Origin of the sequence: Verrucomicrobium sp. BvORR034 (assembly GCF_000739635.1) — a bacterium.
Classification (GTDB): Bacteria; Verrucomicrobiota; Verrucomicrobiia; order Verrucomicrobiales; family Verrucomicrobiaceae; genus Verrucomicrobium.
This window is the reverse complement of the sequence record NZ_BATQ01000133.1, coordinates 46,451-65,187: the sequence shown is the minus strand read 5'-3', so window position 1 is coordinate 65,187 and position 18,737 is coordinate 46,451. Positions and strand designations below refer to the sequence as shown.

Annotated in this window: 11 protein-coding genes; 8 read left to right on the top strand and 3 right to left on the bottom strand. The window is 60.9% G+C overall.

Going from position 1 to position 18,737, the window contains the following annotated elements:
- Positions 1-44 precede the first annotated feature (44 nt).
- Both BV034_RS22410 and BV034_RS22405 read left to right on the top strand, forming a co-directional pair.
- On the top strand, positions 45-2,732 hold the full coding sequence (locus BV034_RS22410) for a phosphoenolpyruvate carboxylase (RefSeq protein ID WP_063768867.1): 2,688 nt from the start codon (positions 45-47) through the stop codon (positions 2,730-2,732).
- 752 nt (positions 2,733-3,484) lie between these two features.
- Positions 3,485-4,387 carry an EamA family transporter gene (locus tag BV034_RS22405; RefSeq protein WP_050029202.1) on the top strand — a complete coding sequence of 301 codons (903 nt, stop codon included), beginning with the start codon at positions 3,485-3,487 and terminating at the stop codon, positions 4,385-4,387.
- An 89-nt stretch (positions 4,388-4,476) separates the two neighbouring features.
- On the opposite strand, the gene glmM is transcribed toward BV034_RS22405, so the two are convergent.
- Positions 4,477-5,847, bottom strand: coding sequence for a phosphoglucosamine mutase (gene glmM, locus BV034_RS22400; protein ID WP_063768864.1), 1,371 nt, complete (start codon positions 5,845-5,847; stop codon positions 4,477-4,479).
- Between the two features lie 161 nt (positions 5,848-6,008).
- On the opposite strand from glmM, the gene BV034_RS22395 reads away from it, so the two are divergent.
- A complete protein-coding gene (locus BV034_RS22395) occupies positions 6,009-6,590 on the top strand; it encodes a type 1 glutamine amidotransferase domain-containing protein (RefSeq protein WP_050029201.1) in 582 nt (193 codons plus the stop codon).
- 4 nt (positions 6,591-6,594) lie between these two features.
- Here the strand turns inward: BV034_RS22395 and BV034_RS22390 are convergent, their stop codons facing one another.
- Both BV034_RS22390 and BV034_RS22385 read right to left on the bottom strand, forming a co-directional pair.
- Positions 6,595-8,286: a LamG-like jellyroll fold domain-containing protein gene (locus BV034_RS22390; RefSeq protein WP_050029200.1), complete on the bottom strand. Its 1,692-nt coding sequence runs from the start codon at positions 8,284-8,286 to the stop codon at positions 6,595-6,597.
- Positions 8,276-8,848, bottom strand: a complete 573-nt coding sequence (locus BV034_RS22385) for a sigma-70 family RNA polymerase sigma factor (protein WP_050029199.1) — start codon at positions 8,846-8,848, stop codon at positions 8,276-8,278. The genes BV034_RS22390 and BV034_RS22385 overlap by 11 nt, the downstream gene beginning before the upstream one ends.
- A gap of 197 nt (positions 8,849-9,045) precedes the next feature.
- Between BV034_RS22385 and BV034_RS22380 the strand changes: the two genes are divergently transcribed.
- The 5 genes from BV034_RS22380 to BV034_RS22360 all read left to right on the top strand — a co-directional run bounded on the left by BV034_RS22380 (position 9,046) and on the right by BV034_RS22360 (position 18,594).
- The gene (locus BV034_RS22380) at positions 9,046-11,985 is read left to right on the top strand and encodes a PSD1 and planctomycete cytochrome C domain-containing protein (protein WP_050029198.1); all 2,940 of its coding nucleotides are present in this window, start codon (positions 9,046-9,048) and stop codon (positions 11,983-11,985) included.
- Between the two features lie 80 nt (positions 11,986-12,065).
- Positions 12,066-13,502 carry a DUF1501 domain-containing protein gene (locus tag BV034_RS22375; RefSeq protein ID WP_050029263.1) on the top strand — a complete coding sequence of 479 codons (1,437 nt, stop codon included), beginning with the start codon at positions 12,066-12,068 and terminating at the stop codon, positions 13,500-13,502.
- A gap of 139 nt (positions 13,503-13,641) precedes the next feature.
- Positions 13,642-14,391 carry an orotidine-5'-phosphate decarboxylase gene (gene pyrF / locus BV034_RS22370; protein WP_050029197.1) on the top strand — a complete coding sequence of 250 codons (750 nt, stop codon included), beginning with the start codon at positions 13,642-13,644 and terminating at the stop codon, positions 14,389-14,391.
- Between the two features lie 111 nt (positions 14,392-14,502).
- Positions 14,503-15,489 carry a malate dehydrogenase gene (locus tag BV034_RS22365; RefSeq protein WP_050029196.1) on the top strand — a complete coding sequence of 329 codons (987 nt, stop codon included), beginning with the start codon at positions 14,503-14,505 and terminating at the stop codon, positions 15,487-15,489.
- Between the two features lie 423 nt (positions 15,490-15,912).
- Positions 15,913-18,594, top strand: a complete 2,682-nt coding sequence (locus tag BV034_RS22360; protein WP_050029195.1) for a PSD1 and planctomycete cytochrome C domain-containing protein — start codon at positions 15,913-15,915, stop codon at positions 18,592-18,594.
- Positions 18,595-18,737: the final 143 nt, after the last annotated feature.

Below are 18,737 nucleotides of genomic sequence, written 5' to 3'. Positions count from 1 at the left end.
TCGAACATGGATTTAAACTCCTTGATGAGGAGTTGTCCTTTCTCATGGAAGCCTTTGCCGCGGCCCTGCGCCGGATTGGCGAGCCCGAACTGGCCGACCGCATGCCCTGGACAGGGCAGCCGCTGCCAGAGCAATCCGGGCCCAACCGACCGCTCTGCCAGGCATACTCCACCGCCTTCCAGCTGCTGAACCTTGTCGAGGAGCGCGTCGCCCTGCAGGTGCGACGGTTGCGCGAGAAGGAGCTCGGACCGCTGGCTGAGCGTGGACTGTGGCCAGACAAGCTGGCCGCCATGCGGGATCTGAATCTGGATGCCCGGGCCATGGTGGAGATCATGAAGTCCGTGCGCGTGGAACCCGTGCTCACCGCGCACCCTACGGAGGCCAAGCGCGACAGCGTGCGTGAACGGCATCGCGAGATTTACGACCTGCTGGAGCGGCGGGAGAATCCCGCTTTTACCCCCCGAGAGCAGGAGCGGGTTCGAGGTTTCTTGGAGGCCCAGTTGGAATCCCTCTGGCGCACCGGGGAAATTCACGTCACCCGGCCCAGCATTGCTGAAGAGCTGGAGAACGCCCTCTTCTTCTTGCGTGAGGTCTTTCCTGACGCGGTCACCCGTACCCGTACCCATTTGCGGGAGGCATGGGTTGCGGCGGGGCTTGACCCCGTGGCGTTGAAGGATCTGCCGCCCTTGATCCGCTTTGGCACCTGGATCGGTGGCGACCGCGACGGGCATCCGTTTGTGACCGCAGAGGTCACCAAGTCCTCCCTCCAGTCGCTGCGCAACAATGCGCTCCGGCTCTTCGCTCGCAAGTTGGACCGGCTTGCCTACAACCTGCCGCTCAGCAAGCATTTCCAGGAAGTGCCTGCTGTTTTGGAAGAGCTAGTGGCTCGTTTGGTGAAGGAGCTGGAAGGGCATGAGGTCGTGGATGTTGCCGCCCTGCTGGATCATCATGACGAAGAACCCTGGCGTCTGGCCGCTTCCTTGATGCGTGGCAAGCTGCTGCTCACGCGTGATCATCCTGATGCCGCCACGATCTATACTGCCCCCGGAGCATTGGATGCCGACCTCCTTCTCCTGGCTGAATGCCTGAGCGCCGTCGGTGCGGAGCATCTGGTACAGGACTATGTGGACCCCTTGCGCCACCAGCTTGCGGCCTTTGGTTTCCATTCTGCGATCTTGGACGTGCGGCAGAATTCTGCCTTCCACGACAAGGCACTCACGCAGCTCCTGGTGAAGGCAGGTGTGCCCAATGCTAACAGTTTCCCCACTTGGTCGGAAGAGGAAAAACGGACGCTGTTGGACCATGAACTCGCGTCACCCCGGCCGTTTCTTTCCCCTGGGCTCTCGGCGGGACCGGAGGCCGATGCGGTGCTGGAGTGTTATCGCGTGCTGGCCGAGTACCGCGCCCGCTACGGTGGGGCAGGTCTCGGTTCGTTGATTGTTTCCATGACCCGAGGGGTGAATGACCTGCTCACGGTCTATGTGCTGGCGCGGGAGGCGGGCCTGATCGAGCTCACCGCTCAGGGCCTGCGCAGCCCGCTGCCAGTGGTGCCCCTGTTTGAGACCATGGACGACCTCGCCCATGCGCCCTCTGTGGTGGATGATTTTCTCGCCCACCCGGTCACTCGCATCAGCCTGATGGGGGAGGGCGGCAGCAACACGCCCGACTTCCAGATGATGCTGGGCTATTCAGACTCCAACAAGGACTGCGGCATCTTTGCCAGCCAGTGGGGCCTTCATCGTGCTCAGGAGGCCTTGTTTGAAGTGACGCGCCGTCACGGCGTGCGTCCGGTGTTCTTCCACGGTCGTGGTGGTACGGTGGGCCGCGGGGCTGGTCCTACGCATTGGTTCATGGAGGCGCTGCCTCATGGATCACTCGGTGGTTCGTTCCGCATGACGGAGCAGGGGGAGACCATTGCTCAAAAATACTCCCATCTCGGCTCTGCCACCTATCAGGTGGAGACCCTCACCGCATCTGTATCTGCGGCGACGGCCAAGCATCGCCATGCGCCCAAGCCGGCGGATCCCTGCCGCGAGATTCTGGACCGGATCGCAGGCTGGAGCATGGAGGCCTACCGCGGCCTTCTGCATGCGCCGGACTTTATCACCTTCTACCGTGAGGCGACCCCCATTGATGCGCTGGAGAACTCCCGCATTGGTTCGCGCCCCTCGCGTCGCACTGGGCGTGCCAGTCTGGAGGATCTTCGTGCCATTCCCTGGGTTTTCTCCTGGACGCAGTCCCGCTTCTATCTGCCGGGCTGGTTCGGGGTCGGCTCCGCCTTTGAGCGGCTCAAGGTGGAGGCTCCAGAGGATTACTCGGCCCTGGCAGACAGCATCTCGGAATCCAGTTTCCTGCGTTACGTCCTGACTAACATGGACGGTTCCATCGTCAGCGCGAATGAAGAGATCATGCTGGCCTATGGCTCACTGGTTGCGGATGAGGCCATCCGGACGCGGTTCATGGACCAGATCATCGCCGAGTTTCATCGCACCCGCGATCATCTGGCGAACATTTTGCATGGTGGCGGATTTGGCTCCCGACGGCCCCGCATGGCCCGCACGCTCCAGGTACGCGAGGAGCCGCTCAAGGTGCTGCACCACCAGCAGGTCGCCTTGCTGAAGGAATGGCGTGGGCTCACAGCGGCCGGGGACACCGCCGCCGCGGAGGCCATGATTCCGGACTTGCTGATTTCGATCAATGCGATTGCGTCCGGGTTGCGGACGACGGGGTAGGGGCTTGGTGCGTCAGTGCGTCAGTGCGTCAGTGCGTCAGTGCGTCAGTGCGTCAGTGCGTCAGTGCGTCAGTGCGTCAGTGCGTCAGTTGAGGGTTCGAGGTATTTCTTGGGCCTCCAGCGTGATGCTGGCGTGCAGTGGGTCCTTTTTCGGTGGAGGAACAACACCTGGATGCGAAGCATCTTTGGGACTGCGGCGAGAATTGCCGCTTTTGGGAGTCCTGTGTGGAGCAAGGCGTGGAAGAGGTCGCCGGAGGAGCAGGGATTCGGTAGTTCTGGACAGGTTGAAGTTTGTCACAAGGCCTCGCCAAAGCGGTGATGCTCACCGCAGTCTCAAAATCCTACTTAGCAGGATCAGGTGGAGGTCTTGGTAGGGAGGGGGGATGTGTGCCTGGCTTTCAGTGCTGTGGACGGTAGCCTGAACCGGCGGGGCACCGGTATCACTTTTCATTTCACTTGCACTCCGCCTCTTCGGCCGTATCCAATGGCCAGTTCACCTCCTGAATGTCTCTCCTCGTCACACGCCCTAAATGGCAACACCGCTGGCTTTGGCTGCTCAAGCCAAAGGGCGTGGTGGTCGAGTGACGCGCTGGATGGATGAAACGAAAGCCCTTAAGAGGCGCGATTTTCAGAATCCGGCAGCAGGCAAAGTGCCTGTCAGGTTCTCTCTTCTTCACCCGCCCGATGCCCCGTGCTTCGGGCGTTTTTGTTTTCATGCCTCAGTTTTGCTGTGCCCCTTTTGCCCTTTGAACCATGTCCCGCAGTTTTAGGTCCTCCCTTCTCACCTTTCTCATTGTCGCTGGCAGTTCGCTGTTCTTCTGTTCCAAAGCCGTGTTCGTGAAGCTGGCCTATCGGTACGGGCTGGATGCCGTCACGACTCTGGCGCTGCGCATGGCCATGGCGTTTCCCTTCTTCCTGATCGGCGGCATCTGGGCTTCATCGGGCAAGCATGTGCAACCCCTGACAGGCCGCGATTGGGCACGCCTGGCCTTGCTGGGATTTTGCGGTTGGTATTTCTCCTCCGTCATCAATTTCATGGGCCTGGAGCACGTGAGTGTCGGGCTGGAGCGGATGATCCTGTACACCTACCCTTCCATCGTGTTGCTCGGGTCGGTCCTGGTCCTGCGCAAGCCGCTGAAGTGGGGCGTGGCGGGGGCCATGTTACTCTCTTATCTCGGGATCCTGATCGGCTACTATGCGGAGGCGAGTGCCAAGTCTGGAGGGGAGACTTGGTTGGGGGCGTTGCTCATTTTTGGCAGTGCCATCTCGTACGCCATCTTTGTGTTGTTCAGTGGCGAGATGATCTCACGCATCGGGCCCATTCGCTTCACTTCCTGCGTGGTGGGTTTTTCCTGTCTCTATGTCCTCATCCACTTCGTACTCACCCATCCACCGGGGGCAATCCTGAAGCTGCCTGCCGAAGCCTACGGCTGCGGGGTGGCACTGGCCGTAGCAGGCACGGTAATACCCTCTTACCTCTTCGGCATTGGACTCAAACGCGCCGGAGCCCAGGCCTTTGCGGTCATCGGAATGATCGGCCCTCTGGGCACTGTCGGACTCGCCTGGATGCTGCTGGGAGAAGCCATCAATCCCGTGCAGGTGCTGGGTCTGGCATTGACCCTGGCTGGTGGGGCGATGGTGGCGGTGGGGAAGTGAGGCAAGAGTTAGGAGTTATGAGTGAAGAGCATGAAACGCCGACGCGGTGAGGTCAGCGCCCATAACTTCTAACCTCTAACTCTTAGCGTCTATACCCCAATCTGCTCCTGGATGGCCGCGGCAATCTTGCCAGCCTGATCCTCGATGTACTCGGGATCGCGGCCTTCAATGAGCAGGCGGATGAGGGGCTCGGTGCCGGAGTAGCGCAAAAGCACGCGACCCAGGCGGCCGAGTTTCTTTTCAGTTTGAGTGATGAGGGCGTTGGCGGCCTCAAGTTCCTGGATGGCCGGCTTGGATTTCACCCGCAGGTTGCGCTTGGCTTGGGGGAAGGGGGAGAGCACCTTGCGAAGTTCGCTGAGCGGTTCGCCCGTCTCGGCCATGATTTTCAGGATCTGCAGGGCAGCGATGAGGCCGTCGCCGGTGGAGGCGTGATCACGGAAGACGATGTGACCGCTTTCCTCAGCCCCAAAGTTGAGGTCCTGCTTGCGCATGGCGGCGATCACATAGCGGTCGCCCACATCGGTGCGCACCACTTTGCCGCCCATGCCCGTGACCAGGTCGTCCAGGCCATAGTTGCTCATGGTCGTGACCACAGCAGTGCTCTCGCGAAGGGTGCCCTTGCGCAGCATGGAGACCACCGCGATGGCGATCAGTTCGTCACCGCTCAGGCGCTGGCCCAGTTCGTCGCACAGGGCCACCCGGTCTGCATCGCCATCGTGGGAAACGCCGACTTGAGCACCGGTTTGAGTGACGAGAGCCTCAATGATCTCCGGGTGGGTACACCCGCAGTGGAGATTGATGTTGGCTCCGTCTGGGGTGGAGTGGAAGGGGATTACCTCGGCACCGAGGCGTTTCAGCGTCTCCGTGCTCGTGAAGGAGGCTGCCCCGTTCGCGTTGTCGAGGGCGATCTTCATGCCGTTGAGCCGGCGGCTTTGCATGGAGGCCATGGCATGGGCGATGTAACGCTCGGCGGACCCTTGCAGCACATGGGTGCGGCCGATGTTGGTCTCGTGAGGGCGGTTGGCCAGCAGGGCCTCGTTCGTCATGGCGGCCTCGATGAGCAGCTCCTCGTCATCCGTCAGCTTGTAGCCGTCGCCGCCTACGAATTTGATGCCGTTGTCGTAGAAGGGGTTGTGGGAGGCGGAAACGACCGCGCCAAAGCTGGCTCCCTCCTGCTGGGTGATCAGCGCTACCGCGGGAGTGGGGACCAGACCACAGAGGTGCACATCCACCCCCATGGAGTTGAGGCCTGCCACGAGAGCGGCTTCCAACATGTCTCCAGAGAGGCGCGAGTCGCGGCCCACAATGCAGCAGGGGCGGGCTCCCTTGCGAGAGGCCCCCTGGCCAAGCACCTTGGCAGCCGCCTGACCCAGGCGCATGACGAATTCAGGCGTCATGGGGTGTTTGTTGGCCACTCCTCGCACACCGTCGGTACCAAAGTATTGTCGCTTCGCTGACATGGGAGGGCGGTTGTACCTCAAATGCCCTGCGAAGTCAAAAGCGAGCTGGGGTGGTATTTGGCGCTCTTTTGGCAGGAAACACCCGCTGCCCCGATGGAAGGGCAGGGGCGGGGAGGGGAACTGCACCCGACCGTACCGGGAACCCCTCCCGAACCCCTGACATGAGCGCTATCTTGGAAAACAAGCGGGTGGCCATCCTGGCCGCAGACGGATTTGAACAGGTGGAGCTGGAAGAACCGTTACATGCTCTGAAGCGGGCGGGGGCCACAGTCAGCATCGTGTCGCCCAAAGCCGGGACGGTGCAGGGGATGAACCACCTTGAGAAAGGGGACAACTTCAATGTGGATCAGACTCTGGATCGGGTGCATGCCAGCGATTTCGATGCCCTGGTACTGCCGGGCGGGCTGGCCAACCCCGATACATTGCGCTCCACTCGGGATGCGGTGAACTTTGTGCGGGAATTTGCCGACGCTGGCAAACCAATCGCGGCCATCTGTCACGGCCCGTGGATTCTGATCGAGGCAGGCCTGGTCGCCGGGCGCACACTGACCTCCTGGCCCGCCATCCAGTCCGACGTGCGCAACGCTGGCGGGAACTGGGTGGATCAGCCCGTCGTGGTGGACAATGGCTTGGTCACCAGTCGCAAACCCGACGATCTCACCCAATTCATCGCCAAGACGATCGAAGAAATAAGCGAAGGCCCGCACCCAGGCATGGCTGAATCCGCTCCGCCCGAGGGCTAGGAAATCATCGGTCGCTGGTTGCTCTTTCTCGGATCTCCTCAGTCGTGAGCAACCGGTCATAGATCGCAACCTCGGCCATTTTGCCGGCGAAGGTGCGCTGCAGTTGAGCCAGTGCTCGACCCTCGTTATACCGGAGGCAACCGAATTGGATGGTGCACGGAATCTGCGGCGCAAAGGGATCCGCGTCGGCTTTGCCCACCAGGTGGCCGTTCAGGTACAGCTCCATCTTGCCGTTTGCCTGTTGGGCGACGAGATGGTGCCACTGATAGGGGAGGAATTTGGGTTCGGTGTAGATGTTGATGCCGCCCCCACTGCCAGCGGGCCAGCGGGTGAGATACCGGACAATCCCTGGGCGAGGACTCCGCCCGGGCTGGCGCACGGCGAGTTCCACGAGCTCAAGGTGATCGTTCGGAGCTTTGCCGGTAGTAAAGGCGAAGAGGCTCATTTGTTCTGTAGTCGTACTGGCAAACCACATCTCCACCGCATGGGCAGCTCCCGGAGCCAGCCAGGGCTCGACCGCATACAATGCCCCCGGATTGGCCTTGCCTCCAAAGTGGGCCACGGTGCGTGTGGTCGGTGATTCAGGGGCGGCGGTTTCGAGACGCATGCCCCCCACGGGACGCAGGGCAGGGGCTCCGGCTACCTCATTGGGGATCAAGCCCTGCTCCAATCGGTCCATGCGCCAGTAGTGAACGGGGTGCGAAGCAGAGATTTTTTCCTCGTACCCGGCGGCGAGTTGCAGGGGCGGAACGTGGAGCTCGGTAGCGGGAAGAAATCCTGCCAGATCCGGCGCCGTGGTGACAATCTCGCCTGTGGAGGGAATCAACTTGGCGGACTGGTGAGCAGTGAGGAGTTCCGTGCGTACACCCTCTTGACCCGGAATGCGGAGGGAGGCTTCTGCCTCACCTTCAAACACAGCCACCTGAGTGTTGCCATCTTTCCCGACGGAGACTCCCAGCTCTGTGCCAAGGTCCGTGACAGCTCCGCCGGGGGTTTCAATGCAGAACCCTTCTGCGCCTTTTGGCACTCGCAGCCGCACTCGACCATCGTGGCAGAGGATGCGATCGGCGGTGAGAAGGTCGAGCTGTGCTGGTCCTTCCACATGCAGCACGACTCCGCTGGCGAACATGAGGCTCAACCGGCCTGACTTCAGCATCAGAGGACCGGCCGTGAGGTTCATGCCGCTGGCCGGTGGTTGCGGACCCCAGGTGCCGGCCGCTTTGGCATCCTCCACCTGCACCAGAACCGCCAAGGGAGGGAACTTCCGTAAGTCGGTTTCGCGATTGGCTGGTCGCAACGTCAGCCAGATCGTCAGAATTCCGGCAACAGCGATCGTGGCGGCGAGCCCCAGCCAAGACCATCTCGCAGCCCAGCCAGCTGGCTGATGCGAGGGTTCGTCCTGGAGAGCTGCTCGTAAAGTAGCGTCAAACTCCGCGTCTTCATGGGACGTGCCAGTGTTTCCGTTCTCGATCCCGAGAACCTCATTCAACTCAAGCCATCGAGGTTCCGGGGCTTGGGCCAGCCGAGCCTGCGTCAATGTCCAGACTTGCAGTGCCAGTGCTTTGCGAAAGGTCGCATCATCTCGCACCCGTTGCAGAAGCTCTGTCGTCCGCTCCTCGTTGATACCGTGGGAGCTCTCCTGCCAGGCAATGAGGGCATCTTGGAGGTCCTTTTCAAATGTTGATTCAGGATTCACTGGCAACCTCCTTTTCCACGCATTCGCGCAGCAGTTTCAGAGCTCGATATTGCAGTTGGTACACGGCACCGACGGTGGTTTGCATCTCCTCAGCGAGTGCGGTCGATTTTCCGCCATCCATCCAGCCGCGCACCACCTGGCGCATGCGTTCCGGCAGCTTGTGAATGCAACCGAGCATGGCCTGAAGCTGAGCCGCCCCGGTGCGTCCGGCCTCCTCGTCCAGCTCTTTGGCCAGGAAGGTGGAGGCGTCTTTGCGAAACTTTGCCAGGGCATCGTGCCGGCGGCCCGATTTCTCAAAGTACTTCAGCAGCTTGTTGCGGGCGATGCCGCGTAGCCAGGCCCCAAGGTCCTGGTCGCGTCGAAACTTGGGGAGCCCTCGATAGGCGGCGATGAAGGTCTCCTGAGCCACGTCATCCACATCATCCAGATGGTACATCTGGCTCGCCAGATAGGCCCTCAGGGAGGGACGATAGGCGTGAACGATGGTGAGGAACGCATCCGGATTGCCGTTCAGGACGGCCTGGATTGTTTCGTTCAGCGTGGTTGGCGGGACTTCAGCCATTGCTCCATTATTTCAGGCACTGATGCGATTCTCACGAGAATTTCGGCGATTTCTGTGCTGGTCGGTGGAAGGACAATTTTTTGTGAGATATGCCCCCTGGTCAGAAAGTTTGGGGAGTAAGCACCATGTTGACCCGCTCCTTCCCATCTCCTGGCTGTCGTCACCTTTCTACCCCGCTCTTGGGTGCGGTATTGGCCATGTTGGCTCTTCCCATCCCACCTCTGGCTGCCGCAGTAGAGCCGTCGGGCAAGGTGCGATTCAATGAGCAGATCCGGCCCATTCTCTCTGACATGTGCTTTCACTGTCACGGGCCGGATGACAAGACTCGCGATGCCGATCTGCGACTGGACACGCGTGAGGGAGCACTGGAGAACCGGGCTGTCGTCCCCGGCAAGCCGGATGAGAGCGAGCTGATGGTGCGGATCCTTTCCCATGATCGATCAGAGATGATGCCTCCGCCCAAGGCCAAGAAGCCGTCCCTCACAGAGGCGCAGGTGACGACGATCCGCCGCTGGATCGAGCAGGGGGCCGAATATGAAGGGCACTGGGCCTTCCTGCCGCTGCGACAGACTCCTCCCCCTGCACCCAAGAATGAGGCTTGGTCGCGCAATGGAGTGGACCGGTTCATATTGACCCGCCTGGAGAAGGAGGGGATTCAACCCTCCGCCGAAGCGGATCGGGCCACGCTGATCCGTAGAGTCTCACTGGATCTGACCGGGCTGCTACCCACCCCGGCGGAAGTGAGGGCATTTGAGAAAGACGCCGATCCACTCGCCTACGAGCGACTGGTGGATCGTCTGCTTGAGAGTCCCCACTACGGGGAGCGCTGGGGTCGTCATTGGCTTGACCAGGCCCGTTACGCCGATTCCAATGGGTACACCATCGATGGGGAACGTGGCATGTGGCCCTTTCGGGACTGGGTGATCAAGTCCCTCAATGATGACCTCCCTTTTGACCGTTTCACCATTGAGCAACTGGCAGGAGACCTGCTTCCCAAGCCGACAAAGAACCAACTCGTCGCCACCGCATTCCACCGGAACACTCTGATCAACGAAGAAGGCGGCACAGATCCTGAGCAGTTCCGCGTGGAAGCAGTGATGGACCGCGTGAACACGACCGGTGCCGTCTGGTTGGGGCTCACCGTGGGCTGCGCCCAGTGCCATACGCACAAGTTCGATCCCATAACGCATGAGGACTACTACCGCATGTATGCGTTCTTCAACCAGGGCACGGACGTGAACAACAAAGGCACCACCATGGAAGTGGGAAAAGGGGAGGTCTTTGGGAAAATGGTCAAAGCCACCCCGGAGCCCGCCCCGCTGGCGAAGAGGGCCAAGACACCCGCCAGCACGCAAGTGCCGGGCTCGGATGTGATTCACACCCGTCTTGCCAGTCTGATGTGGCAGCCGGTCGAGTATGTGGAGTACGACACCACGGCCAATGCCGGCCTCAAACTGCTGCCGGACAACTCCCTCCTGGCGGACGGTGGCGGTTCCTTCAACGACACCTACCGTGTGGTGGCGAAGAGCTCGCTTAAGAAGATCGCTGCCGTGCGCCTGCGGGTGTTGACACATGAATCCCTTCCCAAGGGTGGCCCCGGGCTCGCGGGGAACGGAAACTTTGTCCTGACCGATGTCGAGATCAGCGTGGGCGGCAGGGAACTGCCCGTCAAACTGGCTTCTGCGGACCACTTCCAGCCGAACTATCCCGCGCAGGCGGCGGTGGATGGGGATGCCAAAACCGGCTGGGCGATCAACGTGGCGAAAGGCTCGGCGACCGGGGCCAGGATGAATGCAGATCACGATGCGGTGTTCGTACTGGAGCAGCCAGTCTCTCTGGATGGCCAGCAATTGGAGGTCAGGCTTCATCATGACCTCAATGAGAAGTATCTCGTGGGACGATTCGCTCTGGAAGTTGTGGAGGCCGTGCCGGATTTGCCCAGGTCTGCACCCGTGGTGGCCACTGCCCCGAACACGCTCACGACCGCAGCCAAGAAGACGAAGCCCGGTGCCACGGGAGACTCGGCAGAACTCATGATCATGAAGGATCTGGAAAAGCCGCGCCAGACGTTCCTGTTCCAGCGGGGTGATTTCCTGCGCCCCGATCAGAAGCTGGGGCCGCTGACGCCTGGTGTGATCGCCGCAGTGCTGGCAGCCATGCCAGAGTTGCAACGTCCACAGCACTTTCAGAGCCGGCTGGACCTGGCCCAGTGGCTTGTGAATCCCTCGAACCCACTGACGCCCCGGGTCACCATGAACCGACTGTGGATGCACTACTTTGGCCGCGGAATTGTGGAGACTGAGGAGGACTTCGGCTCTCAAGGCTCAGCCCCGGTGCATCCAGAGTTGCTGGACTGGCTGGCCGGGGAATTCATCCGCCAAGGCTGGAGCTTCAAGGCCATGCACCGGCTGGTGGTGAACTCTGCCACCTATCGACAAAGCTCACGCAACCGCCCAGACCTGGCGGAAAAGGATCCGCGGAACCTTTTGCTGGCCCGACAGGAACGCGTGCGGGTGGAGGCTGAGATTATTCGAGATGCCGGATTGTGCGCCAGCGGTCTGCTGAATCCTGCGGTGGGTGGTCCGAGCGTTCGGCCTCCTCAACCTGAAGGGGTGTACTCCTTCACCCAGAACAAGAAGAACTGGATCACGAGCGTGGGTCCGGACCGCTATCGGCGCGGCATGTACACCCTCTTCTATCGCAGTGCTCCGCATCCTCTTTTCACCACCTTTGATGCGCCGGACTTCCAGCAGGTCTGCACCCGGAGAAGTCGCTCCAATACGCCTCTACAGGCGCTGACGGTCGCCAATGACGAAGCGTTTGTGGAAATGGCTCGCGCCATGGCCGCCCGCCTCTGCAAGGAGCTGCCGGGGCCGGTGTACGCTGGACTTCGTGAAGGGCGGATTCTGCTCGCCTGTCGCATTGCCTACAGCCGAGGTCCTTCCTTGGAGGAGTTGAAGCTGCTGCAGAAGCTCTCCACCGATCTGCTTGGCGAGTATGAAAAAGACCGTGCTGCGGCTGAGGCCGCCTGGGGGCCGCAGCCCCTGCCTGACAATGTGGCCGTGGCAGAGGCCGCGGCCCTCGTCAGTGTCACCCGTGCCATCCTGAACACAGATGCCTTTGTCACCCGGGAGTGATTTCCTGAATCTTCGAATCTCTTGATCACCTGCTCATGAATCACTGCACTCCACAACTGCTTGCCGAGACGGAACGCCGCATGGTGCACGACCAGACGCGTCGTCATTTCCTCGGTCGCTGTGGCATCGGTCTCGGCACTCTGGCCTTGAATCACCTGCTGCAGCAGGATGGCTTTGGGGCCATGGTCCCGGGCAGCCTGAAGATTGATCCCGCCAAGCCGATGTCGCCGCGGGCGGCCCCGCAGCCGGCGACGGCCAAGAATGTAATTTTCCTGTTCATGGCCGGCGGTCCCAGCCAGTTCGAATTGTTTTCCGACAAACCGAGGCTTCGTGAGTTCAGCGGTCAGGCACCCCCGGCCAGCCTCATGGCGGGCAAGCGCTTCGCTTTTTTGAAAGGCAACGAGACGTTGCTGGGCTCGAACCGCAAGTTCTCGCAGTACGGCCAGAGCGGCATGACCTTGAGCGAACTGCTCCCTCACCACCAGAAGATTGTGGATGATGTGTGCTGGCTGCGCGGGGTGAGTACGGACGTGTTCAACCACGGCCCTGCCAAGCTCTTCATGAACACGGGCTTTCAGGTGCCGGGGCGGCCCAGTTTAGGGGCATGGCTGACCTATGGCCTCGGCAGTGAATCCCAGGATCTGCCCGGCTTTGTGGTGCTCCAGAGCGGTCCACGCGGCCCTCGTGGTGGGAACTCCCTCTGGAGTAGCGGCTTTCTGCCGACTTCCTATCAAGGAGTGCCCTTCCGCAGCAGCGGCGATCCCATCCTGAATCTACGCAGCCCTCAGGGCATGTCACCTGGACGGGAGAGGAAACTCTACGACACGGTGGCAGCGCTGAACCGCAGCCGCCTGGATGAAGTGGGGGACCCGGAGATCATGACTCGCATCAACGCCTATGAAATGGCAGCCCGCATGCAGACCAGTGCTCCGGAACTGATGGATCTCAGCAAAGAGTCCGCGTCCACTTTGGATTTGTACGGGGTGAAGGCCGGGCAGCCCAGCTTTGCCACGAACTGCCTGCTGGCCCGGAGGTTGGTCGAGCGTGGCACCCGTTTCGTTCAGCTCTATCACACAGACTGGGATCATCACGGGGACCAGAAGAACAACCTGAGCGATGCTCTGGAGCAGCGCTGCAAAGAGGTGGATCAAGCTGCCGCCGCCCTGGTGATGGACCTGAAACAGCGGGGCATGCTGAAGGACACCCTCGTGATCTGGGGCGGGGAGTTCGGTCGCACGCCGATGGGTGAGGTGCGGCAGACGGTCGGCCGGGACCACCACATCGAAGGCTTCACCATGTGGATGGCGGGGGGCGGGGTTAAACCCGGCTGCCTCCACGGCGAGACGGATGAACTGGGCTTCGGCGTCACCCAGGACCGTGTGCATGTGCACGACCTGAATGCCACCATTCTGCATCTCCTGGGCTTTGACCACGAGCGCCTGACCTACCGCTTTCAGGGGCGGGACTTCCGCCTCACGGATGTGCACGGGGAGGTGGTGAAGGGGATTCTGGGGTGATGGTAGCCATTGAATCAACCACAGAGGCACAGAGAACACAGAGGGTTTAGGAACCAGGAGAACTGAGATTCTAAAATCCTGAAATTCTCTGTGCCCTCTGTGCCTCTGTGGTTAATCTAGAGGTCCTTTCTTCCCTGACATGACCTACCTCGAAAAGCTCCGCCATCGCATCGCTGTCACCGGTTCCGGCCTCTGTGTCGGCTTGGACATTCGCCTGGAGAAAGCTGACGACGCTGCCCGGGCGTTCATCGCGGACGTCATCACCCAAACCGCTCCCTACACGGCGGTGTACAAGCCGAACTCCGCCTACTTTGAGGCGCTGGGGTGGGAGGGGATGAAGCTCCTTGAGGAAACGATTGCCATGATTCCGAAGGACATCCCGGTGATCCTTGATGCCAAACGTGGCGATATTGGCGAGACCCAGCGGTACTACGCGAAGGCTTGTTTCGACATCCTCGGTGCAGACGCCGTGACGCTCAATCCGTACATGGGACGGGACACCCTGGAGCCGTTTTTGGATTATCAGGACAAGGGCATCTATCTTCTGGGGGTGACCTCCAACCCTGGGGCGGTGGATATTGAGCTCCAGACTTTGCAGGGTGGGGGACAGGTGTTTGAACTGGTGGGCAAGATGACTGCCCAGCATCCCCAAGCTGGCCTTGTGTTGGGGCTGACCAATGCCACTCCGGAAACCCTGGCCCGGATTCCCGATGTGCCGCTGCTGATTCCCGGATTGGGCGCTCAGGGTGGGGACGTCGCGGCGCTCCACGGCGCGGCCCGTACCGCTCCCTGCGTGGTGAACGTCTCCCGCGGCATCCTCTATGCGGAGCCAGAGCTTACCTTCGCCCAGAAGGCCGAGAAATGGGCCCGGGTGATCGCGGGCAAGTGAGTCCCTCCCTTTCGCCTTGAGGGGAAATTGGGATTTCTCGGACACGGGAACGTCAAATTTTCCCGGCGGACCTTGCGTTCCGCTCCGGCTTCGCTTTGGTGTGGGCTCTCTATGAAGTCTCCCATCACTGTTGCTGTCACCGGAGCGGCTGGCCAGATCGGCTACTCCCTGCTTTTCCGCATCGCCTCCGGTTCCATGTTTGGCCCGGATCAACCGGTGGCCCTCAGGCTGATTGAAATCGAACCCGCCCTGCCGACCCTGGGTGGCGTGGTGATGGAGCTTGATGACTGCGCCTTCCCGCTGGTGCACAGCATAACTCCCACTTCCGACCTCAACGAAGGCTTCCGTGGCGTGAACTGGGCCCTGCTCGTCGGTTCCGTGCCGCGCAAGGCCGGGATGGAGCGCAAGGACCTGCTCAACATCAACGGGAAGATCTTTGTGGGCCAGGGCCAGGCGATTGCCAAGAACGCCGCCTCCGATGTGCGCGTGCTGGTGGTGGGCAACCCCTGCAACACGAACTGTCTCATCGCCATGAACAACGCCAAGGAAGTGCCGGCGGAGCGCTGGTTCGCCATGACGCGTCTTGATGAGAACCGCGCAAAGTCCCAGCTCGCCCAGAAGGCTGGCGTGCACACCACGGATGTGACCAATCTGGCCATCTGGGGCAACCACTCGGCCACCCAGTATCCCGACTTTACCAACGCCAAGATCAAAGGCCAGGCAGTGACGGAAGTGATCAGCGATCAGGCCTGGCTCGAAGGTGATTTCATCACCACCGTGCAGCAGCGTGGTGCGGCCATCATCAAGGCCCGTGGCTCCTCCTCCGCTGCCTCCGCCGCCAATGCGGTGGTGGACACCGTGAAATCCCTCGTGACGCCGACCCCGGCGGGTGACTGGACCAGCGTGGCCGTCGTTTCCGATGGCAGCTACGGCGTGGAGAAGGACATCATCACTTCCTTCCCGATCCGCACGGATGGCTCCAAGTGGGAGATCGTGCAGGGCGTGCCGGTCAGCGAGTTCAGCCAGGGCAAGATCAATGCCACCGTCAACGAGCTCAAAGAAGAGCGCGACGCGGTGAAGGAACTGGGCCTCATCTAAGAGCAGATCCCAACGATCTGATATTTCTGGAAGCGGAACCTGCAAGGCGGGTTCCGCTTTTTTGTGCCCGTTGATCAAGGCGCCCGAAGAGAGCAAGGCGGAGCCATTTTGACAAAAAAGACAGTTTTCAGACCAATTCTCCCTAATTCCCATTGACTGAGTGTGGTATTGGGTTAGAACTAGCATGTGCAGGGCTGACCCAACCAATGGGATGCACCTCCGATGCCATGTAGAGCACTGACCGGTCGTCCGGAGTTACTCGCAGGCATTTGCCGCCACACCACCAATAACGACGGGATGACTGTTTCCCGGGCCAGGCATGTGGAGTCGAAGCAAGCGCTTCGGCCATAGATGGCCCCATCTCTCGTTTTCCCTGGCTGGTGAGGCTTCCTCGCATCGCATTGCCATTCCCCAGTTACTTCCATGGAGCCCTCATTCCATCCCTCTCCCCTAAAAGACTTTGTTGGAGCACAGGCAGCCGTGCTGCGTCGCACGGTAGGTGCTGTGTCCGTTGTTGCCGGGCTTGCTGCCCCTTCACTACTGGCCAGTCCAGCGGTGGATGCTGGTCAGGACCAGTCGCCTGAGTTCTTCGAGAAGAAGGTTCGCCCCATCCTCGTCAATCATTGCTACACCTGCCACTCTGCGGAGACCAAGCCCGCCGGCGGTTTGAGAGTGGACGATCGCAATGGCTTGATCATGGGCGGCGACGAAGGTCCGGCTGTGGTTCCAGGAAACCCAGACAAGAGCCTGCTGCTGACCCGTGTGCAGCGGAATCACGCCAAGGTGATGCCGAAGGAGGGTGAACTGCTGACCGACACCCAGATTGCCGATCTCTCCCAGTGGATCAAGGACGGCGCAACGTGGCCGCGGGAGCGCATTCCGGCCTCCATCGGTCGCACCAGCGCGGAGTACGACAAACTCAAAGCGGAACACTGGGCCTGGCAGCCCTTGAAGCCTCCGACGGTGCCTGCAGTGAAAGACACCGGATGGGCTCGCGACACCATTGATCAGTTCATTCTGGCCAAGTTGGAGGAAAAACAACTCTCCCCGGTGGCTGATGCGGACAAGGTCACCTTGATCCGTCGCGTCACCTATGATCTCACCGGCCTCCCTCCCAAGCCGGAGGACGTGTATGCCTTTTTGAAGGATTCATCGGACACTGCCTTTGCGAAGGTGGTGGATCGTTTGCTGCAGTCCCAGCAGTTCGCTGAGCAGTGGGGACGTCACTGGCTCGATGTGGCCCGCTATGGGGAGTCCACCGGCCCGTCCCGCAACATCCCGTATCCTCATGCGTGGAAGTATCGCGACTACGTACTGGATGCGGTGAACCGTGACATTCCTTATGATCAGTTCATTCGTGAGCAGATTGCAGGAGATCTCCTGCCGGCAGAGTCGTCCGCCGAGCGTGACCGGCTGCTGACGGCCACTGGTTTCCTCGCCCTTGGCGTGAAGGATGTGAACCAGCGCTTCAAGGTGCGGTTTACCATGGACAACGTGGACGAGCAGATCGATGCCGTGACCCGTTCTGTCCTGGGGCTCACGGTGAGTTGCGCCCGGTGCCACGATCACAAGTTCGATCCCATCCCGGTGACGGACTACTACGCACTCGCAGGCATCTTCACGAGCACCGACCATTGCGCCGGTGTCCGCAACAAGATGGGTGGGGGAGGACTGGACTATTATGATCCAGCCATGCTGGTGAAGCTGGCCTCCGATGCCCCTCCTGTGCCGGAAGGGGATGTGGAGAAACTCAAAGCTCAAGTAGCGGAAGCCAAGGAAGCCTGGGACAAGATCCGTGGCACGCCAGAAGGCCTTGCTCGTGGAGCCAACGGCCAGCCCAAGCAACGCGCTTTCCGTCTCAAGTTTGACCGCCTCCAGGGCGACCTGTTGGCTCTGACCGATCCCGCGGCTCGCGGCCATGCCGTTCATGGTGTTCGTGACGCTGCGACGGTAGCGGACACGGAAGTTCGTATCCGTGGTGAAGCGGAACGTCTGGGGCCTACGGTACCCCGTGGTTTCCTCAGCGCCTTCCAGGTTCCCGGAACGGAGCCGGTCAATCCCCAGCAAAGCGGTCGTCTGGAACTGGCCAAGTGGCTCACCAGCGCGAACAATCCTCTCACCGGACGTGTTATCGTGAACCGTGTCTGGCAGAGCCTCTTCGGCACCGGCATTGTGAACACGGTGGACAACTTTGGCATCAATGGCGGTCAGCCCTCTCATCCGGAGTTGCTTGACTACCTGACCCAGGAGTTCGTCCGCGAAGGCTGGTCGCTCAAGAAGCTCGTCCGCCGGGTGGTGCTGACCCGCTCCTATCAACTAGGTGTGGAGGCTCCCGATGCCAATCGAGAAGTTGACCCCGCGAACCGACTGGTCTGGCGTCACTCCCCACGCCGTCTTACGGCGGAAGAGATTCGGGACACCTTGCTTGTCACCTCCGGCCAGATCCAGCCCAAACCAGAGGCCTCCGCGGCCAAAGAGTTGCGCATGATTGAGATGCGGGACAACGGCGCAGAGGCGGCATCGATCCATCGCGCTGCAGACAAAAGCCTCTCTCGCAGCGTCTATCTGCCGCTCCTCCGTGGGGTGACTCCTGGGAACTTGCAGGCCTTTGACCCCGTTGAGCAGACATTGGTGACCGGTCAGCGTGATGCCACCACGGTGCCGACCCAGGCGCTGTATCTGCTGAACTCACCCTTTGTGAGGAAGGAAGCGCTTGCTCTGGCCAGCAAGGCGGCCAGTGATACAGCAAGAACACCCGGTGATTGGGTGCGCCAGATCTACCTCTTGACCCTGGGGCGCTCACCCAGCGATGTCGAAGCCGCCCGTGCCGAGCAGTTCCTGGCAGATTATGCGTCCACCTACCAGACAGAGCTCGGTGATGCTCCTGTGCTCGCCCAGGCGGACGTCCGGGAAAACTCCGACACCAGCACCACAGACGAGACGGCCGCCAAACCGCCGGTTGTACCCGAGAACCCTGACAATGTGGACCGCTCCGACCAGGTGGTGGTTGATGAAGCGGTGGTGGCCCCTGACGCAAAAACAGCCGCGTGGCTCAACCTGGTGCAGGCCCTCTATGCCTCTGCTGAGTTCCGTTTCGTGAGGTGATGGGGGAGAGGGTTAAGGATTAGAAGTTATGAGTTATGAGCTGTGAAGGCAATTCCCGGGAGCACTCCCACTTCTAATATCTAACCCTTAACGCCTAACCTTTCTCCTCATCTGAAGTGCCTCCGTCCATTTAACAAGCTTCC